Origin of the sequence: Trinickia sp. Y13 (genome assembly GCF_029522115.1) — a bacterium.
Lineage (GTDB): Bacteria > Pseudomonadota > Gammaproteobacteria > Burkholderiales > Burkholderiaceae > Trinickia.
In genome coordinates this window covers 355453-378765 of the sequence record NZ_JAKWFK010000002.1, presented here as the reverse complement: position 1 = coordinate 378765, position 23313 = coordinate 355453, and the positions used below count along the sequence as shown (strand labels likewise).

The window sequence follows — 23313 nt, the reverse complement described above, 5'->3', positions numbered from 1 at the left end:
TATGAGCCCGGTGAACGAGTCCCTGTTCGAGTTTCCATGCGACTTTCCGATCAAGGTCATGGGCAAGTCGCATCCCGAGTTCACCGAGACGATCGTCACGGTCGTCCGGCAGTTCGATGCGACCTTCGATGCCGAGCGCATCGAAACGCGGCCGTCCAGCGGCGGCAACTACATCGGTTTGACCGTGACGGTTCGGGCGCTGAGCCGCGAACAACTCGACGACATTTATCGCGCCCTCACGGGGCATCCGATGGTGTCGGTGGTGCTGTAAAAAGCGCGCGAAAGCGCTCCAGTTCCTCCAACAGCCACGTGCGAAACGCCTGCACCCGCGCGCTGCTCAAGAGCGGCGGCGGGCACACGAACCAATAAGCGGACGGGCTTGGCGCGTCGATGTCGAACAAGCGCACGAGCCGCCCCGCGGCGAGTTCGTGGGTCGCGATCGATCGCCGCACGAGCGCAATGCCTTGACCATCGATCGCCGCCTGCAGCAGGTTCGACGAGTCTTGATACATCACGCCGCGCCGCGGCTCCGACACCCCGGTCAGGCCCGCCGCCTTGAACCAGGCACTCCACATTTGGTCGTCCGAGCGCAATAGCCGTGGCGACGCCGCGAGTTCAGCTGGCGTTTTCGGTAGGGCGCCCGGATTGTAGGTCGGCGCGCACACCGGAAACGCCACCTCGTCGAGCAGCCGCTCGGTATGGAGATCCGCATACCCGCCTGGGCCGAAGCGAATGGCGACGTCGACATCGTCGCGCGTGAAGTCGGTAAGGGCATTCGTCGATAAAAGCTCCAGATCGAGTTCGGGATGGCGCTCGATGAAGCGGCCGATGCGGGGCGTCATCCAGCGAGCCGAAAAGGACGACATCGAGGAAACCACCAGACGCCGCGCCCGTTGACCCTCCCGCACGGCGCGCGTTGCGTCCGCGAGCGACATCAACGCCGCACGCACGTCTTTCGCATAGCGGCAGCCGGCGTCGGTCAGACGCACGCGCTTGCCGTCGCGTAGAAACAGCGGCGTGCCGAGCGCGTCCTCCAAAGCCCGGATCTGATGGCTCACCGCACCGTGGGTGACGAACAACTCGTCGGCGGCGCGCGAAAAGCTCTCGTGGCGGGCGGCCGCTTCGAAGGTCTTCAGCGCATTGAGCGCGGGCAGTTGTCGAAGGTCCATGAGATCGGGTCTGTTAGTTTTTCTCACATCGACGTGAGAATTGATCGTTTTGCCAAAAGCCTTGGCGCGCCTACGATTCTAGCCACGGAACAACTTTTGGTGGACCCGATCATGAGACAAATTTCTTCAAGCTTCACACTCGAACTCGGCCCCGGCGAACTCGTGCCGATGATGGTTGCCCATAGCACCCGCTTGTCCGTGCACGGCGCACCGGTATGGGTGACGCGCAGCAACGATGTCGAGGACTACTGGCTCGCGCCGGGCCGCTCGCTGCGTCTGCGGCGCGGTGAGCGGCTCTGGCTCAGCGTCGAAGGCGAGCGTGCGGCGCGCGTTGCTTTCGTGGCGCCGCTGTCGCGTACTGCATTTTTGACCGATTTGGTGCAGGTGGTGACTGAATGGTGGGCCGCGCGTTTTGGCGGATGGCGCACCGTGTAAGCGCTCGGCGACCCGGCCGCCCCCCGCGAAGCGCTTGATTTCGCGCAAGAATCGTGGCCTGGGCCGGGCGAGCCGGGCTCGATTCCGGTAAACTGCGGCGATCATGTGCGCCGCATCGTCTTTTTCGTCCGTCCCCCTGCCGTCGTCCGTTTCGGAGGCAGTCGTGCAGGATCCGGCGCCAGACGGCGCCTCGCATCACGCGGCTCATGCCTGCGGTCCCGCCACGATCGTTCGTTGGCGCGGACGCGTTCCGTATGATGCCGCGTTCGACGAAATGCGCGCCTTCACCGAGGCGCGCACGGTCGACACTCCCGACGAGATCTGGCTCGTCGAGCATCCGCCCGTCTTCACGCTTGGCCAAGCCGGCAACCCCGCCCATTTGTTGGCGGCCGATCCGGCCATTCCGCTCGTGAAGGTGGATCGCGGGGGACAGATCACCTATCACGGCCCCGGCCAGGTTCTCGCCTACTTGCTCCTCGATCTGCGCCGCCGCAAGCTGATGGTGCGCGAACTCGTGACGCGGATCGAGCAGGGGGTGATCGATACCCTCGCGGCGTATAATCTCGTCGGCGTGAGGCGGCCCGGCGCGCCGGGCATCTACGTGGCGCCCGGGCCGGCTGCTCGCGGGCACGAGGGCGCGAAGATCGCCGCGCTGGGCCTGAAAATCCGCAACGGATGCAGCTACCACGGCGTCAGCCTGAACGTGGAGATGGATCTGCGGCCGTTTCTCGCGATCAACCCGTGCGGTTACGCGGGGCTCGAGACGGTCGACATGGCGACGCTCGGCGTCGCCGCCGGCTGGCAGCAAGTGGCCGAAACCTTGGCGGCGCAGCTCGCCGCGAACCTCGACGGCGCTACTGCGCATCGCTCATCGACTGGATCACCGAATGACTGACGTTACCGCTCAACCGAGCGGCGCCCTCGACGCGCCGCAAGCCGCTTCCACGCCGTACGACGCTACTGCCAAGCAGAAAGCGCAGGCCAAGACCGCGCGTATTCCGATCAAGATCGTGCCGATCGAAAAGCTGAAGAAGCCGGAATGGATTCGGGTGAAAGCCGCAACGGGTAATTCGCGCTTTTCGGAGATCAAGCAGATTCTGCGCGAGCACAACTTGCACACGGTGTGCGAAGAAGCGAGTTGCCCGAATATCGGCGAGTGCTTCGGCAAGGGCACGGCCACGTTCATGATCATGGGTGACAAATGCACGCGTCGCTGCCCGTTCTGCGATGTCGGGCACGGCCGCCCCGATCCGCTCGATACCGAGGAGCCGCTGAATTTGGCGCGGACGATCGCGGCGCTCAAACTCAAGTACGTGGTGATCACGAGCGTCGACCGCGACGACTTGCGTGACGGCGGCGCAGGCCATTTCGTCGAATGCATCAAGCAAGTGCGCGAGCATTCGCCGCAAACCCGCATCGAGATTTTGACGCCCGACTTCCGCGGCCGGCTCGACCGCGCGCTCGAGATTCTGAACGCCGCGCCGCCCGACGTCATGAACCACAACCTCGAAACGGTACCGCGGTTGTATAAGGAAGCGCGTCCCGGGTCCGACTACGCGCATTCGTTGAAGCTGCTCAAGGATTTCAAGGCGCTGCATCCCGAAGTCGCGACCAAGTCCGGTCTGATGGTGGGCCTGGGCGAAACCGAGGAAGAGATCCTGCAGGTGATGCGAGATCTTCGTGCGCACGATGTCGATATGTTGACGATCGGTCAATACCTGCAACCGTCGGAGCACCATCTGCCGGTGCGCGCCTACGTGCATCCGGACGTATTCAAGATGTACGAAGAAGAGGCCTACAAGATGGGCTTCACGCACGCAGCCGTGGGGGCGATGGTTCGCTCGAGCTATCACGCGGATCAGCAGGCGCATGATGCGGGCGTAGTGTGAGGCGTAGCCCGCTGCGTTGAACCTCGAAACGGCCGAGCGAGGACTTCGTTGAGCCGTTTGGTTAGTCGAAGACACGAATGACTCCCGAGAAGGCGCTCCCGCTTTCTCGGGCATCGAATTGCTTCGTATGCCTCGCGGGAATGTCACCGCGCAGCGCGGACCGACTTCCGGTAACACCATTCCCACCTTTCTGCGCATCCCTCCGGAGATCCGGACGGACCCCATCCGAGATTCCGGAAACTCGGACGCCAGGGACGCATCTCGTAAAAAATATTCAATAAAATCAACAGCAAAGTTCGTTTATCGGACTGGCATCGACCTTGCAATCGGTACGCTCCACGAACGGCCGCCTTGGCCTATCGATTACATCCTAAGCTGGGAGACACCCGATGCGTCCTCTGAAGAAACCCTTCTACCGAATTCTCTACGTGCAGGTCATCGCCGCGATCATCGCCGGCATCCTGCTTGGTCATTTCTCGAGCGCGCTCGCGATCGACATGAAGCCGTTTGGGGACGCCTTCATCAAACTGGTGAAGATGGTCATCGGCCCGATCATTTTCTGCACGGTGGTGTCCGGCATCGCGGGCATGGAGGACATGAAGAAGGTCGGTCGTGTCGGCGGCAAGGCGCTGCTCTACTTCGAAGTCATCTCCACGTTCGCGTTGGTGCTTGGCCTCATCGCCACGCACGTGCTCAAGCCGGGCGCGGGCTTCAACGTCGACGTCAACACGCTCGACGGCAAAGCCGTAGCCTCGTATGCGGCGAAGGCACATGGCCAGAGCGCGGTGGACTTCTTCATGCACATCATCCCGCACACGATGATCGACGCGTTCGCGCAGGGCGAGATCCTGCAGATCCTGCTCATCGCGTTGCTGTTCGGCAGCGTGCTCGCCACGATCGGCGAGCGCGGCAAGCCCGTCACCGATTTCATCGAAAGCATCTCGCAAGTGCTGTTCGGGATCGTGCGCATCGTGACCAAGCTCGCCCCGATCGGCGCTTTCGGCGCGATGGCCTTCACGATCGGCAAGTACGGCCTCGGCTCGCTGCTGCCGCTCCTGAAGCTGATCGGCACGTTCTATCTCACGTCGATCGTGTTCGTGCTCGTCGTGCTCGGCACCGTCGCGCGGCTCGTCGGCTTCAACATCGTGCGCTTCATCGCCTACATCAAGGAGGAGATGCTGATCGTGCTCGGCACGAGCTCGTCCGAAGCCGCGCTGCCGCAGCTCATGGGCAAGCTCGAGAACCTCGGCTGCTCGCGTTCGGTTGTCGGTCTCGTCGTGCCCACGGGCTACTCGTTCAATCTCGACGGCACCAACATCTATATGACGATGGCCGTCTTGTTCATCGCGCAAGCGACGAACACCGATCTCACGCTGATGCAGCAGCTCACGCTGATCGCCGTCGCCATGTTGACCTCCAAAGGCGCGAGCGGCGTGACGGGGGCCGGTTTCATCACGCTCGCGGCCACGCTCGCCGTCGTGCCGACGATCCCGCTCTCTGGCATGGTGCTGATTCTCGGCATCGACCGCTTCATGAGCGAGTGCCGCGCGCTGACGAATCTCGTCGGCAATGGCGTGGCCACCGTCGTCGTCTCCGCTTGGGAAAAGGAACTGGACCGCTCGAAGCTGCGCGCGGCGCTGGGCCGCGGCGGCGATGCGGCCGCAGCCGATGCGCAGACGAGCTCGGCCGGCGTTTAAGCGCATCACCCGGCGCGGCGCGGGCGGGCGGCTGCGGCGGCCTATGCCACAATAGGCCACTGTCCTGCCAGGAATTCGACACCGTGACGCGCCGTCTCCTTGTCGTTCTCGCGCTCGCGGCGGCGCTCGTCGCCGTGTGCGCCGCCACTTGGCGCCTCGCTTGGCTGCGCGGGATCGACGCCCTTCAGCAGCAAGCCGACGTGCGGGCCGACCGCACGGTCACCGCGCTCGGCGACACGCTCGAGCGCTACGAATCGCTTTCCTACCTCGTCGCCAGCCACCCGAGTGTCGGTGAAGCGCTCGAAACGGGCGCCTCCGACGCCATCGCTCGCGCCAACCGCTACCTGACGGACGCGAACGCGCATTCTCACGCCGACGTCACCTACATCATCCGCGCCGACGGCCTGTGCCTTTCCGCGAGCAACTGGGACCGCCCCGATAGCTTCGCCGGGTCGCAGTACCGTTTTCGGCCATATTTCGTCGATGCGATGGGCGGGCGCGTCGGCCGCTTCTTCGGTATCGGCACGGTGTCGCACGTGCCTGGCTATTACATCTCCCAGCCCGTCTATCGCGGCGGGCGCATCGTGGGCGCGGCGGTCCTCAAGCTCAATCTCGAATGGTTTCCGGGCACCGATGCGAACGAGCCGGTTTTCGTCGTCGATAAACATGGCGTGATCTTTTTGTCGTCCGTGCCCGCTTGGAAATATCGGGCGGTGCGCGACTTGCCGCGCGAAGTGGCGACTGCGATCGAGGAAACGCGCCAATATGCGCAGCAGTCGCTCGCAAAGCTGCCGATCACGCCCGTGCGCGCACTCAATGCCTCGGATGCGCACGTCGTGCGAGTTGGCGCCAAGCGCTTCTCTCCCTATTACCTGCTCACGCAGCGCCGCCTTGGCGCACCCCAGTGGCAGTTGATGACGCTCGCGCCCGTGGACTCGGTGCTCGACGACGCGCGTAATACCACCGCCGCCGTCGGCTTCGGCTTCGTTTCACTTTGCTTGCTGGCGTTCTATTGGCGCATGCGGCGCGCACGCCTGCGCGAGGTGATGAAGGGCCGGGCATTGCTGCAAAAGGCGTATGCGGAATTGAACCAGCGCGTCGAGGAACGCACGGCCGATTTGTCGGCGGCCAATGCACGACTGCAGACAGAGGTGGCCGAGCGCACGCGCGCGGAGAACGAGCTGCGCGCCGCCCATGCGGAGTTGCTTCAAACCAGCAAGCTGGCTGCGCTGGGGCAGATGGCCGCGGGCATTACGCACGAACTCAATCAACCGCTGAGCGCGCTGCGCACGTTTTCCGACAACACGCGCGTGCTGATCGAACGCGGGGCGCTCGCCGATGCGCGCGAGAACCTGGAGGCGATCGGCGCACTGACCGACCGCATGGGCAAGATCACGAATCAACTCAAGCTGTTCGTGGGCCGCGCGCAGACGCACAATGCGCGCTCGCCTGTGATGCGGGCGCTGCGCAATGCCCTGCAATTGCTGCAAAAGCGGCTGCAGCGCATTTCCGTGGAGGTCCGCATTCGTGACGTTGCGTGCTTGGGCGATCGGGCAACGCAGCCTGCGCCGGCCGAGGCGGGGCTTTACCGGCCAGTGGATCCGGCGGCGAACGACCTGTCGCTCGTGGCCTACTGCGACGATCTGCGGCTCGAGCAAGCGCTCATCAATCTCGTCGGCAACGCGCTCGATGCGCTCGAGACGGTTGACGATCCGCGCCTTTCGATCGACATCGACGTCGGCCCGGACGCCTTGGCGATCGTCGTGCGCGACAATGGCCCTGGCATTCCTGCGGATGTCCTGCCCCGGCTTTTCGAGCCATTCTTTACGACGAAAGCGATGGGCAAGGGCCTCGGGCTCGGTCTGGCGATCGCTTCGTCGATCGCGCGCGATTGCGGCGGCTCGCTGAGCGCGTACAACGAAGCGGGTGGGGGTGCCGCATTCGTGCTGACCTTGCGCCGCGCGGACGCAGCCACGAGGACGCTGCCCGATGCGGCATCCTCGCGCTAGCGCGGCATTCGCTTTGCCCGTTCCGAATTTTCGAATTTCCACTACCGACATGAACGCGACGGCGACGACAGACAATCCCCAGGTCATCTTCATCGAAGACGACGAACTCGTTCGCCGCGCCAGCGTGCAGAGCTTGCAGTTGGCGGGGTTCGCCGTCAGCGGCTACGGTTCGGTGGAAGCCGCGCGCAGCATGCTGGATGCGTCGGGCGACGAATTCGAGGGGGTCATCGTCAGCGATGTTCGGCTGCCCGGCGCGAGCGGGCTCGAGTTGCTCGCGCACTGTCGCGAGCATGCGCCCGACGTGCCCGTCGTCCTCGTTACCGGGCACGGCGACATTTCCATGGCTGTGCAGGCGATGCGCGAAGGCGCATACGACTTCGTCGAAAAGCCGTTTGCCGCGGAACGGCTGGTGGACACGGTGCGGCGCGCCCTCGAGCGGCGGCGCCTTCTGCTGGAAAACGTCGCGCTGCGGCGCGAACTGGCCGTCCGCGACGCGCTCGTGCCGCGCATTATCGGCCGCAGCGCCGCCATCGATGCGGTGCGTCGCTTGATCGTGAACGTCGCGCCGACGGACGCATCGGTGCTCATCATCGGCGATACGGGCGCGGGCAAAGAACTCGTTGCGCGCAGCCTGCACGAACTCTCGCCGCGCAGCGCCAAGCCGTTCGTCGCGGTCAATTGCGGCGCGCTGCCCGAGGCGATGTTCGAGTCGGAGATGTTCGGCAGCGAGCCCGGCGCATTCACCGGCGCGACAAAACGCCGCATCGGCAAGCTCGAATACGCGTCGGGCGGCACCGTGTTTCTCGACGAAATCGAAAGCATGCCGCTGGCGCTACAAGTGAAGTTGCTGCGCGTCTTGCAAGAAGGCGCGCTCGAGCGTCTCGGCTCGAATCAGCCCATTCGGGTCGACTTGCGCGTGGTGGCCGCGGCCAAGGGCGATATGCAAGCGCTGGTGGCGTCGGGGGTGTTCCGTCGAGACTTGCTCTATCGGCTCAACGTCGTGACGATCGAGTTGCCGCCGCTGGCGGAACGCCGCGAGGACATCGTGCCGTTGATCGAGCATTTCGTGCTCGAGGCCGCGGTGCGCTACGACCGCCCCGCACCGGTGCTGACGGCGCGCCAGCGCGCCGAGCTGATGGCTCGGGACTGGCCGGGCAATGTGCGCGAGCTGCGTAATGCGGCGGACCGGCTCGTGCTCGGCATCGAGCGGGCATCGAGCCTCCCCGGCGGCGAGGCGGCGCCGGGGCATTCGCTCAAGGAGCAGGTCGAACGATTCGAGCGAGCGGCGATTGCCGAGGCGCTGGCGCGGCACGGCGGCGCCGTGCCGGCGGCCGCCGATGAACTGCAGATCGGCAAGGCGACGCTTTACGAGAAGATCAAACGATATGGCCTCGCCGAGCGGGGCGAAGCCGCGAAGGACGGGAACTGACGCGCGGGGCCAGCCTTTGGGGGGCGGCGCGCGCCGAGACGGTGCGCGATTTGACTGCGGCCGGCGCTCTTACTGCGCTGCGGCCGGTCGCCGGGCCCCGGACGCGGAAGCGAAGCGGTTTATGCAGAACCGAGCGCCTTTTGCAGCAGTTGGTCGAGTTCGGCGAACTGCGGCTCGCCGACGTAGCGCTTGAGGATCGTTCCGTTCTTGTCGACGACGAAGGTCGTCGGCGTCATCTGGACGTTGCCGAACACCTTGGCGGCGCTGCCGTCGTCCATTGCGACCTTGAACGGCAATTGACGCGTTTGGGTGTAGTTGACGACGTACATCGGCGCGTCGTACTTCATCGCCACGGCGACGAATTCGAGGCCGCGCCCCTTGAAACGGTTGTACGTGTCGACCATTTGCGGCATTTCCTTGATGCAGGTTTCGCAGTCGGTCGCCCAGAAATTCACGAGGTAGACCTTGCCCTTCAAGTCGCTGGTCGATACTTTTTGCCCCGACAGCAACGTGAACGTGGCATCGGGCACGTGCTGGCTGCTGCCGAACGTGAAGTAACCGGCGACGGCAATCGCGGCGGCCGCAGCGGCGAACGCGACGTAGCGCAGGGCGCCCGAGCGGCGGGCGGGGGAAGCGGGAGTTTGGCTCATGGATACGACCTCGTGCGGGTGATCGCGGCCCGTTGCAAACGAAACGCCGGTGTGGGCGCGGCAAAGGCGCGATTTAGCGCCGCTATTTTAGCCTTATTTGCCGAACGCGGCAGGTGCAAGCTCGTTCGGATCGGCAGACAGGAGGCGTAGGGGGCCGATGACGGATAATGGGGGTTTGCTCATCTGCGAGGTCGGGCCCCCGCTCTCTATGCGTTTTCCTTTCTCCGGCTTGCTAGCCGGCCCCCTGCCGATTTCCCCGCGCGCACGCATGCCGTTCGCCGCGCTCGCCGCGATGGCATGCATGGCACTCGCTGCGGCTTGTTCACCGGCTTACAACTGGCGTACGGTGACCGACGCGGCCGAAGGCTATGCGATCGATTTGCCCGCCAAGCCGACCGTCGACGAGCGGCGTGTCGACATCGCCGGCAATGCGTTGCCGATGCATGTTCGCGCGGCTCACACGCAAGGCGCTGTCTTTGCGATCGCCGCGATCGATTTGCCGCGTGACGATGCGCGCCTGCGCGAGTCCGTCGTCGAGGCCTTGCGCGGTGCGTTGGCGCGAAACGTGAGCGCGTCGCCCATCGAGCGCCCCGTGCAAGTGCCGGTGCAGACGGGGGCGGGCATTGCGGGGATCGAGCTCGTTGTCACGGGGGCGGCCGGAGAGGCGCACGAGCAGCGGACCATTCACGCGTGGGTCGTGGGTAGCGGCAGACATGTCTATCAGGCGGCAATCGTCGCCGCACACGCGCCGCCGCAGGAGCAGGTCGATCAGTTCTTCGGCTCACTGAAGCTCCAGTAGAAAAAAATCGTGGCGGTCCGCGACATATCGTCCCGCTACGAGGCACGACGGACGGCGTATTCGAATGAAGGTTCCGCGACAGGAGATGCCGCTAACGCGCGGATTTTTCGCCGCTTTTCATGCTATCCACAGACGGTGTGGATAACTCTGTTGAGAACTAGCCGCCGCTGATGCTCTGAAGCCCGCCGGACGGGGCTTGCGTGGTAGCGTGCCGCGCTCGAGGATCCTTAAATATCGTTAAGAATCAATGTACTGGGAAGGTAGGTTTGCGAGACGCCCGCAAACGATCGTCTAGCGGTATCGAAAGCGACAATGTGTATAAGTCAAGTCTTGACAGCGCTTTTTTTGCTTCAACCTGCCGGAAAGACGCGCCGGTATTGAATCGCTTCGGCAATTTGGCCGGCGTGCGGCATGGCGTCGCCAGCCAAATCGGCGATCGAGCGGGCTACCTTCAGAACGCGATAGTAGGCGCGCGCCGACCAGCGAAAGCGCTCGCTTGCTTCACGTAGCAGTGCTTCGCTGGCGGCATCCAGGTGGCACACGTCGTCGGCTTCGCGGCCGGTCAATTCGCGATTGGTCTTGCCTTGCCGGGCGAGTTGCCGCGCTCGTGCTGCGGCCACTCGCGCCGCTACGACGGCGCTGGGCTCGCTTTTCTCGGCGGCGCGCGCGCTCAGCTCGGCCGGTGTTAGGGCCGGCAGTTCTATCTGGATGTCGATTCGGTCCACGAGCGGGCCAGACAGTTTGCGCAAGTAGCGCGCTGCGACCTCGGGCGTGCAGCGGCAACGGCCGCTAGGATCGCCGCGCCAGCCGCAGGGGCATGGGTTCATGGCGGCGACGAGCTGGCAGGCGGCTGGGAAGTCGATTTGCAACGCTGCGCGCGAGACCGTGATGCGTCCGGCTTCGAGCGGCTCGCGAAGCATTTCGAGCACGTGGCGATCGAACTCCGGGAGTTCGTCGAGAAACAGCACGCCGAGATGCGCCAGCGTGATCTCTCCCGGTTGTGGAGGATTACGGCCCCCGACGAGTGCGGCGGCGCTCGAAGAATGATGCGGAGCGCGAAACGGGCGTTGGCGCCACTGCGCCGGGGCAAAGCCGAGTGCGCTGGCCGAGAGCAAGGCGGCCGAGCTGAGCGCCTCCTCGTCCGTCATCGGCGGCAACAGGCCGGGCAGCCGAGCCGCGAGCATTGACTTGCCGGCGCCTGGCGGGCCGACCATCAGCACATGATGACCGCCGGCCGCCGCGACTTCTAGCGCGCGACGCGCGCCTTGCTGGCCGATCACGTCGGCTAGGTCCGGTGACGCTCTTTGCAGGGTGGCTCGCTCGGGTGCCGCCGACGCAATCGGCAGGAGTCGCGCATCGGCTTCGCCGCACAAATGCGCGCACAACTGCGGCAGCCCGGTGGCGCCAAATACCGCGACGCCTGGGACCAGCGCTGCTTCGGCGGCGCTCGGCGCCGGTAGATACAGTTCCGGCAGATCGGCGGGCGGCGACGAACAGTCGACCGCGTCGCGGAAGTTCTCCGGGCCATCGTGCGGGCTTCGAGCGGAGGCGGCGCGGCCGCTGCGGGCGGTCCCGCACGCCATGGCGAAGGCACCGCGCATGGGCCGCAGCGCCCCAGTAAGCGAGAGCTCTCCGGCGAACTCGCGTTCTCCGAGGGCGGCAGCGGGAATCTGACCGCTGGCAGCGAGGATGCCCAACGCGATGGGTAGATCGAAGCGGCCCGACTCCTTCGGCAGATCGGCCGGCGCTAAATTCACGGTAATGCGGCGAACGGGAAAATCGAAGCCGCAGTTCTGCAGCGCGGCGCGCACACGTTCTCGGCTTTCGCGCACTTCGAGATCGGGCAAGCCGACGATCGAAAACGAAGGCAGCCCGTTGGCGAGATGAACTTCGACGGTCACTTCGGGCGCACGACCGGCGGCCGGCGCGCGCGAGCGCACCACGGCTAGCGACATGGATTCTCCTGCAGGCTGGGCGGGTGAGCACTGTAGCGCAGGGCGCTCAGCGCCCACTAGCGTTGAGCCGCAGCGGTAGCCGTTCGGTCTAGCAAATGGAGCTCTATACGGTCAAAGACGTTCTTCTCTTACAGATCCGCAGCGCGCTTGCGCAACCGCCACTAACTAGAGCGGGTGCGCTTCAGGCGAGCAAGAGACCGAGACACCCGTTCATGCCCTTTTTGTGAATTAGTATTACTTTTCTCAAAACCTTCACACACCCTCCCTACCATCCGGTGTTTTCCAGCACTGAAACACATTGGGGGTATCTCGTGTCTGCATCATCGGGCATTCAGATTCGTGCGTTTGCGGCAGCAGCGTGCTTATCTTTCCTTGCCGCCGCGTGCGGCGGCGATCCTTCCGGCGTCGACGTTCCGGCTGCGCCCGCCGATCCGGGCTTTGTCGATAGCGCGCCGGCGCCGGCGGTGGCCGCATTCGTCGACACCTACGCGACCAATCAACGTGGCGACGCGCGTTACGCCACGATGAGCACCAACGCGGGCGTGCGTGTGCTCGCGGGCTTTCGCACGCTTTGGCAGCCTCTGACCGATATCGTCGACGCGGGCGTCTCGGCGCCTGCCGTCGATGGCTTTCCGGCCGTCGTGACATCGACGTGGACGGGCATACCGACCGGCGGCGCGCAGAACGGCACCGCGTTGAACCCCACGGTACTGAACGCGAACGTGCAATACGTCATCGACGCAACGACGGCGCGCACGGCCGCGCAAGCGCAAGCCGCCTACTACGACGACCGTCGCGGCAAGGGTTACAGCGTGTCCGACGGCATGGGGCCGCTCACGAGCGCCTGGCGCGCAGCGGCGCAGCAGACGACGAGCATCACGTCGATCCCCGCCGACGCGACAACCACGCTATACAACGACAGCGGCAACAACACGGGCGTCGGGAGCTCGTCGAACGCGACCTTCGGCAAAGTCGTCGATCTGATCAACGCGGTGGGGGCGAATGCGTCGACCGAGCCGGCAAAGCGCTTCTACAAGTACGAGCGCCCCTATCGTTGGAGCAGCAGCGTCGTGGTGGCGCCGACGCTCGTGCCGGCCGAGAGCTCGACGCCCGCGACCGACGGCGGCTTCCCGAGCGGCCACTCGGCCGAAGCGGTGCGCGATGCGCTGGCGATGGCCTATCTGGTCCCAGAGCGCTTTCAAGAAATGCTGAGCCGCGGCCTCGAGCTCGGCGAAAACCGGATTCTCGCCGGCATGCATTCGCCCCTGGACGTGATCGGCGGCCGGGTGCTCGGCGAGGCTTCGGCTGCCGCGAACCTGGTCGCGCCGGCCAACGCCACGTTGAAACAGGCGGCCTTCGCCCAAGCGCATAGCGCGCTCTACGCGGCCACCAACACCGATGCGTCCACCTTCGCCGCCTACGCGCATTCGGGCTCGGCCGCGACGGACCGCTTCGCCGATTACGCGACCAACAAGGCGAACTATCTGCGCCGGCTGACCTTCGGCTTCAATCAAATTGCGCCGACGAGCATGGCAGCCACCGTGCCCAAGGGCGCAGAAGTCCTGCTCGAGACTCGGCTGCCCTATTTGAGTGCGGACCAGCGTCGCGTCGTGCTGAAGACGACCGCGCTGCCATCGGGTTATCCGATGCTCGACGACGCGGAAGGATGGGGGCGCTTGAACCTATTCGCCGCTGCCGACGGCTACGGGCAATTCAACGGCAGCGTGACGATTTCGATGGACGCCTCGCAAGGCGGTTTCAATGCGGCCGACACCTGGCGCAACGACATCGGCGGGACCGGCAAGCTCACGTTCAACGGTACGGGGGCATTGACGCTGGCGGGCGCGAACACCTATTCCGGCGGTACGCAAGTGCAGGGCGGCGTCCTGATCGCCGGATCGGTCCACGCATTCGGGACGGGAGACGTGTATGTCAGCGGCGGCACGGTCGCGATCGCGTCGGCGGCGCGCGCTTCGATCGCCGGGAAATATACGCAATTGAAAAACGGCACGCTCGAACTGGACCGTGACGCAGGCGACGCAGGGCGCCTCGCGGTGACGGGGCGTGTCACGCTCGCCGGCGGCACGCTGCACGTCAAGTTGGGAACCGGCTTGACGCCTCGGACGGGCGACCTCATCGATCTCATCGATGCGAGCCAAGTGTCCGGCCAATTCGATTCGATCGTGGTCGACGGGCACAAGGCGACGCCGCTGTATCGGCCCTCGGGCGTCGAAGTTCGCATCGACGGCTGATGCTCGTCGCGTGAAGCGACCGCGGGGGTGAAGCAACCTAGGGCCGCCGCGCGGGCGGCCCCCGCTTTGCCCCGCTCAGGGCTCCTGAACCGCCGCCAGCCGCTGTTCGAGCTCGGCCACGCGGCGCTCGAGTTCCTCGAGGCGCGTGCGCGTTCTGAGCAGCACTTGAGCTTGCGTATCGAATTCCTCGCGCGTGACGAGATCGAGCTTCGAGAAACCCTGCGAGAGCATGGCTTTGACGTTGCGCTCGACGTCCTTAGCCGGCGAGTGCTTCAGTAGCTCGCTCATGCGGTTCTGAAAATCCTGAAAGAAATCATTCGGTTGCTTCATGGTGGTTCCCCTTCTTGCACAAAAAACGTGCAGCTTTTCTTCCGATTTGCGTCCGCGGCGCACGAGCGATCGAACTTGGTGCGTGCTGGGCACGCGCTTGTGCGGCGGTGAGCGCCATTGGTGCGGACCCGGATTCCCGGGCGTGCGAACACTCTAGCAACGATCGCAAGCCCGCGCCAGCACGGCAGCGCCGCGCCGGCCAAACTGCCGGCACTCTCGCGCCTCGCGTCATTGCCTTCTTCCGCGCGCCGATGCGTCGCATGGCACGACAGTTGCTTTTTCTGGCCGCACGAATCGGGGGCTGGCACCCGGCGTCGATCGAACGATAGGCGGCGGCGCACGGCAACACAGTTTTCGCAACGAAAAGAGGACTTTCATGAAGCTCATTACCGCAATCATCAAGCCCTTCAAGCTCGATGAAGCGCGCGAGGCGTTGTCGGCGATCGGCGTGTCCGGCATCACCGTCACCGAAGTGAAGGGTTTCGGGCGCCAGAAAGGCCACACCGAGCTCTATCGCGGCGCCGAGTACGTCGTCGACTTCCTGCCGAAGGTGAAGATCGAAGCGGCCGTCTCCGACGACATCGTCGAGCAGGCGATCGAAGCCATCGAACGTGCGGCGCGCACGGGCAAGATCGGCGACGGCAAGATCTTCGTCACGCCGATCGAGCAGGTGATTCGCATCCGCACCGGGGAAACGGGCGCCGACGCCCTGTAACTAGAACTTCGAAGACATAGCGACATAGAGGAAACCGAAGATGCGCAAACTATTGATGTCATTGGCGATGGCCGCGTCGCTCTTGGTGGGCGGCGTCGGAGCCGCGTTCGCCGACGACGCTGCGTCAACCCCGGCCGCCGCAGCGGCCGCTTCCACGCCGGCCGCGGCCGAGCAAGCGAGCGCCGCCTCCGCTGCCGCCGCGCCCGACGCATCGGCTGCCGCGGCGCCGGCTGCGCCCGCCGCGCCGTACTCGGTCGATTCGTCGAAGATCAGTTCGGGCGACACGGCCTGGATGCTCACCTCCTCGGCGCTCGTGCTGTTCATGACGATCCCCGGCCTCGCGCTGTTCTACGCCGGCATGGTGCGCAAGAAGAACGTGCTCGCCACCGTGATGCAAAGCTTCGCGATCACCTGCGTCGTGACGGTGCTCTGGACCGTGGTCGGCTACAGCCTCGCGTTCACGCCGGGCAACGCGTTCATCGGCGGCTTCTCGCGCGTGCTGCTCGCGGGCATGACCTACATCAAGGGCGACAAGGCCACGACCTTGACCGTCAGCCACCTCGCGCCGACGATCCCCGAGACCGTCTATTTCATCTATCAAATGACGTTCGCGATCATCACGCCGGCACTGATCACGGGCGCTTTCGCCGATCGCATGAAGTTCTCGGCCATGCTCGTTTTCATGACGCTGTGGTCGCTGATCGTCTACTCGCCGATCGCCCATATGGTCTGGGAACCGACGGGCTGGCTCTCGTCGGCCGGCATTCTCGATTTCGCGGGCGGCACCGTCGTGCACATCAACGCGGGTATTGCTGGTCTCGTCTGCGCGCTCGTTCTCGGCAAGCGCGTCGGCTATGGGCGTGAAGCGATGGCCCCGCACAATCTCGTGCTGACGCTCATGGGCGCGGCGATGCTGTGGGTGGGTTGGTTCGGCTTCAACGCCGGCTCGGCGGTCGCGGCCGACGGCCGTGCGGGCTTCGCGATGCTCACGACGCAAGTGGCGACGGCCTGCGCGGCGCTCGCCTGGATGTTCGTCGAATGGATCGCCAAGGGTAAGCCTTCGGCGCTCGGCATTGCCTCGGGCGCCGTCGCCGGCCTCGTGGCGATCACGCCGGCTTCGGGCTTCGTCGGTGTGGGCGGCGCGCTTGCCATCGGCCTCATCGCCGGCGCCGTCTGCTTCTGGTCGGCTACCTGGCTCAAGATGAAGCTCGGCTACGACGACTCGCTCGATTGCTTTGGCGTGCACGGCGTGGGCGGGATCATCGGCGCGCTGCTCACGGGCATCTTCGCGGTGAAGGACATCGGCGGCGCCGACGGCAGCCTTCTGCTGCAAGCGAAGGGCGTGCTGACCACGGTCGTCTACAGCGGCGTGCTCAGCTACGTCCTGCTCAAGATCATCGATCTCGTGATCGGCCTGCGCGTCGCGGAAGAAGAAGAGCGCGAAGGTTTGGACGTGGTGCTGCACGGCGAGCACGTCGAATAATCGAAACGAGCGCGGGGCGCGCCCCAGCCGCTCATCGAATCGAATAGAAGCGCAGCGACTTTCCCCGCCTGATGGCGGGGTTTTTTATTTTGGCTATCGGACCGATAGAAACCGCGCTGCACGGGCCTCTCTTGCGATCGGCAAAACCGCCCCCAAATCGTCCAGGCAATTGCCCTACAATCTCTTTCTCCCCTGTTCATCGAGTAATCAATGGTTCCGCACCTAGTTACGGCGTTAAACGGTCCTCTGCTCGATTTGGAGCGGAAGATTCTCGACGCCACGCCGGCGATCGAACGGTGGTTCCGGCTCGAATGGCAGGAGCACACGCCGCCTTTCTATTGCTCGGTGGACCTGCGCAACGCGGGCTTCAAGCTCGCGCCTGTCGATACGAATCTGTTTCCCGGCGCCTTCAACAATTTGCCCAATGAAGTGCTGCCGCTGGCGGTGCAGGCGGCAATGGCCTCCATCGAGAAGATCTGCCCGGACGCCAAGAATCTGCTCGTGATCCCCGAGCGGCACACGCGCAACGCCTTCTATCTGGAGAATGTCGCCCGCTTGGCTACGATCATGCGGCAAGCCGGGCTGAACGTGCGCTTCGGCACGCTGGACGAAACCATCGTCGGGCCAGTGACGATCCCGCTCGCCGATGGGCAAAAGATCGTCCTCGAGCCGCTCGAGCGCACGCCGCGGCGGCTCGGCCTGAAGAATTTCGATCCGTGCTCGATTCTGCTCAACAACGATTTGTCGGGCGGTTTGCCGCCCGTGCTCGAGAACCTGCATGAGCAATACGTCTTGCCGCCGCTGCACGCCGGTTGGGCCGTGCGCCGCAAGTCGACGCACTTCTCGTGCTACGACGACGTAGCCAAGAAGTTCGCCAAGCTCGTCGAAATCGATCCGTGGATGATCAATCCGTACTTCGCGCATGTCGAAGGCGTGGACTTCGAGGCGCGCACGGGCGAGCAAGCGCTCGCCGATGCGATCGACGCCGTGATCAAGAAGATCGCGCGCAAATATCGCGAGTACGGCATCGGCGAGAAGCCGTACGTCGTCATCAAATCCGATGCGGGCACCGACGGGCGCGGCGTGATGACCGTCCACGACGCCTCGGAAGTCGCGAACTTGACCAAGGGCGAGCGCTCGCGCATGTCGGCCACCAAGGAAGGCCTGGAGGTGCATGATGTGATCGTGCAGGAGGGCGTCTACACCTTCGAGCGCATCGGCGAGGAAGTGGCCGAACCTGTGGTCTATATGATCGATCGCTATGTGGTGGGCGGCTTTTATCGCGTCCACGGCAGCCGCGAGCGGGATCAGAACTTGAACGCCCCCGGCATGCACTTCGTGCCGCTCGGCTTCGAGCACACGGCCTTGCCCGATGCGCACGCCAAACCCGGCGCCGCACCGCCGAACCGTTTCTATATGTATGGCGTCGTCGCGCGGCTCGCGCTGCTCGCGGCCTCGGTCGAGCTCGAGAAGACGGATCCCGAAGCCATCCAAGTCTGACTCCCGGCGCAGGGCGCAGGGGGTCGAGAACGCAACGAACACAGGAGCCCCCACCGGGGGAGCAGGGGTTTCATGGACATTCTTTTCATCGCCGATCCGCTTGCGCACTTCAAGATCTACAAGGATTCCACCTACGCGATGATGGCGGAGGCCGCGCGTCGCGGCCACGTCGTCTATACGTGCGAACCCAAGCATCTGGCGTGGGTGTCGGCGAGCGTCGAGGCCACGGTGCGCCGCGTCGACATCGTCGGCGACACCGCCGACTTGCATCGCCATCCGTGGCACGAAAACGGTCCGCACGAGCACCGGAAGCTGACTTCGTTCGGCGCCATCCTCATGCGAAAGGACCCGCCTTTCGACATGGAGTACGTGACATCCACGTGGCTGCTGGAGTTGGCCGAGCGCGAGGGGGCGCGTGTTTTCAACAAGCCCCAGACGATTCGCGACCACTCCGAGAAACTCGCGATCGGCGAGTTTCCTCAGTTCGTTGCGCCCACCCTCGTGACCCGCGATGCCGCGCGGCTGCGTGCGTTTCACGCCGAGCACGGCGACGTGATTTTGAAGCCGCTCGACGGCATGGGCGGCATGGGCGTGTTTCGCGTCACGCGCGAGGGCATGAACCTCGGCTCGATCATCGAAGTCCTCAGTCACGACGGGGCGCGCTCGGTCATGGCGCAGAAGTTCATCCCCGACATCGCCGCGGGCGATAAGCGCATCTTGCTGATCGGCGGGCAAAGCGTCCCGTATTCGCTGGCGCGCATACCGCAAGGCGGCGAAGTGCGCGGCAATTTGGCGGCGGGGGGGCTCGGCGTCGCCCAGCCGCTCAGCGCGCGCGATCGCGAGATCGCCGATACGCTCGCGCCGGTGCTGGCCGCGCGCGGGTTGCTGCTGGTCGGTTTGGACGTCATCGGCGACTATCTCACCGAGGTCAACGTCACGAGTCCGACTTGCTTCCGCGAAATCATGGAGCAGACGGGGTTCGACGTCGCGGGGATGTTCGTCGACGCGCTCGAGCGCGCGGTGCAATGACGGCTGCGCGCGTCGGGCAAGAAGCGCCGCTTCGGGGCAAAATGGGCCTGCTACAATGACCGCTTCCTGAAACGGTTTGCTCGCGAGCCGGTCCACGCGTATGGCGGGGTCCGTATTTCGCGTCGCGCCCCTGTAGGCGGCCGTCTGGATCTGGCCCTTTGCGGCGCTTTCATTGCCAGACTGACATGAAACGATCCCCCACTCTCGCTCGACGCGTTGTCCTTCCCGCAGGATTGACCTCCCGTTCGGCGCCTCTTGGCGCGTGCTGACATGGCCGGCATCCTGATCATTGCGCATGCGCCGCTCGCTTCGGCATTGAGGGATTGCGTCGCGCACATCTACGGCGGGCTGCCGGCGCGCATCGGCGCCATCGATGTGCTGCCCGATAGCGATCCCGTTCAAGTAGTGGCTCAGGCCAATAGCGAAATCGAGCGCTTGCGCGAGGAAAACGGCATGCTCGTGCTGACCGACATGTTCGGCGCGACCCCCGCCAACATCGCGAGCCGGCTGTCTGCGCTGCCCGGCGTGCGGGTGCTGGCGGGCGTGAATTTGCCGATGCTCGTGCGCGGCGTCTGCTATCGCACGTGCGAACTCGATCTGCTCGTCGAGAAGGCGCTCGCCGGCGCGACCAAGGGCGTGCATGCGATCGGGCCGCTCGTCGAGTCCGCACCAGCGGGCGCCCTCTGCAGCGACTCGGAATGCGCCGCGCCGGGCGTGCCGGTCGTGACATCGGCCGAGCGAGCTGGGGCGATTGCCGATGCCGGCTCAGGCGAAGGCGGTAGCTCGACTGCGAGCACGGGCAGCCCCAGCGGTTCGCAGCACTGATCTCGGATTTTCTCTTTTTGCTTTTCAGGACGAGCACATGCTTCAAAAAGAAACGACAATCGTCAATAAGTTGGGATTGCATGCACGTGCATCGGCCAAGCTCACGCAGCTCGCGGCCAATTATCAAGCGGAAATTTGGATGACGCGCAATGGCCGCCGAATCAACGCGAAAAGCATCATGGGCGTGATGATGCTTGCGGCCGGCATCGGCAGCACGGTAACGATAGAAACCGAGGGCCCAGACGAGCACGACGCAATGGAAGCATTGCTCAAGCTCATCGCCGACAAATTCGGCGAGGGACAATAAGCGTTAGATGAGCCGCTACGCTTGAAGTGCGTAGCGGCCGCGCAGCACACACGCCGCGGTGCTCCGCGGCGTTTTTGTTCGCGCTGCGTTGCCGGGCGCGAAGGCGCCGCCGCACGAATACACCCAGACTCGTACCGCGCGGTTTATCCTTCCTAGGAAGCGCCTTGGCGGCGGGCGAGTGCCCGCGATGCTGCGCCGCACGCAGTCAGCAACGGTCTGTGGAATCTATAATCTCGGGCTAGCGGTATTTGCCGCGGCATCACACAAATCGAGGAGGTGCGCGTGTCGTTTTCGCTGCATGGTATTCCGGTGTCACGCGGCATCGCGATCGGGCGCGCCTATCTCATTGCGCCTGCAGCGCTCGACGTCGATCACTATCTCGTGGATCCGCCGCAAATCGAAGGCGAGATCGAGCGCTTTCGCGCCGCTTTGATTGCCGTGCAGAACGAACTCGATCGGTTGAGCGACGATTTGTCTGCCGATGCGCCAAGCGAAGTCGGTGCATTCATCAACGTTCATTCGATGATTCTGAATGACGCGATGCTCGTGCAAGAGACGATGGACCTCATCCGCACGCGGCGCTACAACGTCGAATGGGCGTTGACCGAGCAGCTCGAGCGGCTCGCGCGCCATTTCGACGATATCGAGGACGAGTATCTGCGCGAGCGCAAAGCCGATGTGCAGCAAGTGGTCGAACGCATCTTGAAGGCGCTCGCGGGCGCGCCGTCGGCGGCGGCGCTCATCGATGGCGCCAACGCGCAGTCGGCCGACGACATGATCGTCGTCGCCCATGACATCTCGCCCGCGGACATGCTGCAGTTCAAGACGCAGACTTTCCAAGGGTTCGTGACCGACTTGGGCGGACGCACCTCGCATACGGCGATCGTCGCGCGCAGCCTCGGCATTCCCGCGGCGGTTGGCGTGCAGCATGCCAGCGCGTTGATTCGCCAGGATGATCTGATCATCGTCGATGGCGACCGTGGCATCGTCATCGTCGATCCCGCGCCGATCGTGCTCGAAGAGTATTCGTATCGGCAAAGCGAGAAACTGCTCGAGCAAAAGAAGCTGCAGCGGCTCAAGTTCACGCCTACGCAAACGCTGTGCGGCACGAAGATCTCGCTCTTTGCCAACATCGAGTTGCCCGAAGATGCTCGGGTGGCCGTCGAGGCCGGCGCCGTCGGCGTGGGGCTGTTTCGCACCGAATTCCTGTTCATGAACCACAAGGACAGGTTGCCGGAAGAAGAGGAGCAGTTCGAAGCGTACAAGCGGGCCGTCGAGTTCATGGGCGGCTTGCCGGTGACGATCCGGACGATCGACGTCGGCGCCGATAAGCCGCTCGATTCGATCGGCGTCGAGGGTTACGAGAGTTCACCCAACCCCGCCCTCGGCTTGCGGGCGATTCGCTGGAGCCTATCCGAGCCGCAGATGTTCCTCACGCAGTTGCGTGCGATTCTGCGCGCCTCCGCCTTCGGGCAGGTGCGCATTCTCGTGCCGATGCTCGCTCACGCGCAGGAAATCGACCAGACGCTCGATTTGATTCGCGAGGCCAAGCGGCAACTCGACGACGCCGGGCTGCCGTACGACCCCGGTGTGCGCGTAGGCGCGATGATCGAGATTCCGGCAGCCGCGATAGCGTTGTCGCTGTTCTTGAAACGTGTGGACTTTTTGTCGATCGGCACTAACGATTTGATCCAATACACGCTGGCGATCGATCGGGCGGACAACGCCGTTGCCCATCTGTACGACCCGCTGCATCCGGCCGTGCTGCATTTGATCGCATTCACGCTGCGCGAGGCCAAACGCGCGGGCGTGCCGGTGTCCGTTTGCGGGGAGATGGCGGGCGACCCGCAGCTGACGCGGCTGCTGCTCGGGATGGGACTGACCGAGTTCTCGATGCATCCGAGCCAATTGCTGGTGGTCAAGCAGGAGATCTTGAGAGCGAATCTGTCCGCGCTCGAGAAGCCTGCCTCCGATGTGCTGGCCGCTTTCGAGCCGGAAGAAGTGCAGGCCGCGTTACGTTGTCTCGCGCAAGTTTGAGCCGCCGCTCCCGCATACGGGGCAGTCGCTTTGACGCGCGATTTTCATCGTCGTCCATTCCATCCGCAGCGAATCGAGCATCATCAGCCGGCCCGTCAAGGGCTGGCCGATGCCGCCGATCACGCGCAAAGCCTCTGCAGCCTGCATCGTGCCGATGATGCCGACCGTGGGCGCGAAAACGCCCATCGTCGAGCATGCGACTTCCTCGAAAGGCTGATCTTCGGGGAACACGCACGCATAGCAGGGCGAGTTGGCGTCGCGGAAATCGAACGTGCTGATTTGCCCGTCGAAGCGCAATGCCGCGCCCGATACGAGCGGGACGCGGTGCTTGACGCAGGCGCGATTGATCGCATGGCGCGTCGCGAAATTGTCGGTGCAATCGAGCACCACGGTGGCGGCGGGAACATGCGCATCGAGCCACGCGTCATCCACGCGCCGGTCCACCGCCTCCACGCGCACCTCCGGATTGAGCCGTGCAAGCGCTTCGCGGCCCGACTCCACCTTTTTGCGACCGACCGTCGCGGTCCCGTGCAGAATCTGCCGCTGTAGGTTCGTGAGATCGACGACATCGCCGTCCACGAGCGTCAAGCGGCCGACACCAGCCGCAGCGAGATACATGGCGGCGGGCGAGCCGAGCCCGCCCGCGCCGATCACGATCGCGTGCGCGTCGAGGAAGCGTTGCTGCGCCTCGATGCCGATCTCGTCGACGAGGATATGGCGGGAATAGCGAAGAAGTTGATCGTCGTTCATGGCGGCGCGCGTCGGAAAGCGCTGATGCGGTGGCGCCGGTGAAGCTGCGCCCT

At 64.6% G+C, this 23313-nt stretch carries 21 protein-coding genes; 16 read left to right on the top strand and 5 right to left on the bottom strand.

Annotation, left to right across the window (positions count from 1 at the left end; translation table 11 throughout):
* The first annotated feature begins 1 nt into the window (after position 1).
* Complete coding sequence (locus MMB74_RS04825) at positions 2-271, top strand: DUF493 family protein (protein WP_277427453.1); 270 nt, start codon at positions 2-4, stop codon at positions 269-271.
* Here MMB74_RS04825 and MMB74_RS04820 read toward each other — a convergent pair.
* The gene (locus tag MMB74_RS04820) at positions 237-1169 is read right to left on the bottom strand and encodes a transcriptional regulator GcvA (RefSeq protein ID WP_277427452.1); all 933 of its coding nucleotides are present in this window, start codon (positions 1167-1169) and stop codon (positions 237-239) included. The genes MMB74_RS04825 and MMB74_RS04820 overlap by 35 nt on opposite strands.
* Before the next feature lie 111 nt (positions 1170-1280).
* On the opposite strand from MMB74_RS04820, the gene MMB74_RS04815 reads away from it, so the two are divergent.
* The 6 genes from MMB74_RS04815 to MMB74_RS04790 all read left to right on the top strand — a co-directional run bounded on the left by MMB74_RS04815 (position 1281) and on the right by MMB74_RS04790 (position 8628).
* Positions 1281-1604, top strand: a complete 324-nt coding sequence (locus MMB74_RS04815; protein WP_277427728.1) for a DUF2917 domain-containing protein — start codon at positions 1281-1283, stop codon at positions 1602-1604.
* Between the two features lie 226 nt (positions 1605-1830).
* Positions 1831-2499: a lipoyl(octanoyl) transferase LipB gene (lipB, locus tag MMB74_RS04810; RefSeq protein ID WP_277427727.1), complete on the top strand. Its 669-nt coding sequence runs from the start codon at positions 1831-1833 to the stop codon at positions 2497-2499.
* A complete protein-coding gene (gene lipA, locus MMB74_RS04805; RefSeq protein WP_277427451.1) occupies positions 2492-3493 on the top strand; it encodes a lipoyl synthase in 1002 nt (333 codons plus the stop codon). Before lipB ends, lipA begins: the two co-directional genes overlap by 8 nt.
* A gap of 389 nt (positions 3494-3882) precedes the next feature.
* Complete coding sequence (locus MMB74_RS04800) at positions 3883-5190, top strand: dicarboxylate/amino acid:cation symporter (protein WP_277427450.1); 1308 nt, start codon at positions 3883-3885, stop codon at positions 5188-5190.
* Between the two features lie 83 nt (positions 5191-5273).
* Positions 5274-7199, top strand: a complete 1926-nt coding sequence (locus MMB74_RS04795; protein WP_277427449.1) for an ATP-binding protein — start codon at positions 5274-5276, stop codon at positions 7197-7199.
* Positions 7200-7248: 49 nt separating this feature from the next.
* Positions 7249-8628, top strand: a complete 1380-nt coding sequence (locus MMB74_RS04790; protein ID WP_277427448.1) for a sigma-54 dependent transcriptional regulator — start codon at positions 7249-7251, stop codon at positions 8626-8628.
* Positions 8629-8747: 119 nt separating this feature from the next.
* On the opposite strand, the gene MMB74_RS04785 is transcribed toward MMB74_RS04790, so the two are convergent.
* Entirely contained in the window at positions 8748-9278 is a 531-nt protein-coding gene (locus MMB74_RS04785) for a TlpA disulfide reductase family protein (protein WP_277427447.1), read from the bottom strand.
* A gap of 301 nt (positions 9279-9579) precedes the next feature.
* Here MMB74_RS04785 and MMB74_RS04780 point away from each other — a divergent pair, with 301 nt between their 5' ends.
* Positions 9580-10077 (top strand): hypothetical protein, encoded by a 498-nt coding sequence (locus MMB74_RS04780; protein WP_277427446.1) that lies wholly within the window; start codon positions 9580-9582, stop codon positions 10075-10077.
* Positions 10078-10427: 350 nt separating this feature from the next.
* Here MMB74_RS04780 and MMB74_RS04775 read toward each other — a convergent pair whose 3' ends face one another.
* Positions 10428-12032: a YifB family Mg chelatase-like AAA ATPase gene (locus MMB74_RS04775; RefSeq protein ID WP_277427445.1), complete on the bottom strand. Its 1605-nt coding sequence runs from the start codon at positions 12030-12032 to the stop codon at positions 10428-10430.
* Between the two features lie 311 nt (positions 12033-12343).
* Here MMB74_RS04775 and MMB74_RS04770 point away from each other — a divergent pair, with 311 nt between their 5' ends.
* Positions 12344-14284, top strand: coding sequence for a phosphatase PAP2 family protein (locus MMB74_RS04770; RefSeq protein ID WP_346780666.1), 1941 nt, complete (start codon positions 12344-12346; stop codon positions 14282-14284).
* Positions 14285-14359: 75 nt separating this feature from the next.
* On the opposite strand, the gene MMB74_RS04765 is transcribed toward MMB74_RS04770, so the two are convergent.
* On the bottom strand, positions 14360-14614 hold the full coding sequence (locus tag MMB74_RS04765; protein WP_277427444.1) for an accessory factor UbiK family protein: 255 nt from the start codon (positions 14612-14614) through the stop codon (positions 14360-14362).
* Between the two features lie 376 nt (positions 14615-14990).
* Between MMB74_RS04765 and MMB74_RS04760 the strand changes: the two genes are divergently transcribed.
* The 7 genes from MMB74_RS04760 to ptsP all read left to right on the top strand — a co-directional run bounded on the left by MMB74_RS04760 (position 14991) and on the right by ptsP (position 22510).
* Complete coding sequence (locus tag MMB74_RS04760; RefSeq protein ID WP_027795982.1) at positions 14991-15329, top strand: P-II family nitrogen regulator; 339 nt, start codon at positions 14991-14993, stop codon at positions 15327-15329.
* Positions 15330-15369: 40 nt separating this feature from the next.
* Positions 15370-16812: an ammonium transporter gene (locus MMB74_RS04755; RefSeq protein WP_277427443.1), complete on the top strand. Its 1443-nt coding sequence runs from the start codon at positions 15370-15372 to the stop codon at positions 16810-16812.
* A 210-nt stretch (positions 16813-17022) separates the two neighbouring features.
* Positions 17023-18312, top strand: a complete 1290-nt coding sequence (gene gshA, locus MMB74_RS04750) for a glutamate--cysteine ligase (protein ID WP_277427442.1) — start codon at positions 17023-17025, stop codon at positions 18310-18312.
* A 72-nt stretch (positions 18313-18384) separates the two neighbouring features.
* Positions 18385-19341 carry a glutathione synthase gene (gshB, locus tag MMB74_RS04745; protein ID WP_277427441.1) on the top strand — a complete coding sequence of 319 codons (957 nt, stop codon included), beginning with the start codon at positions 18385-18387 and terminating at the stop codon, positions 19339-19341.
* 270 nt (positions 19342-19611) lie between these two features.
* Positions 19612-20166, top strand: coding sequence for a PTS mannose transporter subunit IIA (locus tag MMB74_RS04740; protein ID WP_277427440.1), 555 nt, complete (start codon positions 19612-19614; stop codon positions 20164-20166).
* Positions 20167-20203: 37 nt separating this feature from the next.
* Positions 20204-20473 carry an HPr family phosphocarrier protein gene (locus MMB74_RS04735; RefSeq protein WP_277427439.1) on the top strand — a complete coding sequence of 90 codons (270 nt, stop codon included), beginning with the start codon at positions 20204-20206 and terminating at the stop codon, positions 20471-20473.
* Between the two features lie 282 nt (positions 20474-20755).
* Positions 20756-22510, top strand: coding sequence for a phosphoenolpyruvate--protein phosphotransferase (ptsP, locus tag MMB74_RS04730; RefSeq protein WP_277427438.1), 1755 nt, complete (start codon positions 20756-20758; stop codon positions 22508-22510).
* Here ptsP and MMB74_RS04725 read toward each other — a convergent pair.
* Complete coding sequence (locus tag MMB74_RS04725) at positions 22487-23260, bottom strand: HesA/MoeB/ThiF family protein (RefSeq protein WP_277427437.1); 774 nt, start codon at positions 23258-23260, stop codon at positions 22487-22489. The two genes, ptsP and MMB74_RS04725, sit on opposite strands and share 24 nt — an antisense overlap.
* Positions 23261-23313: the final 53 nt, after the last annotated feature.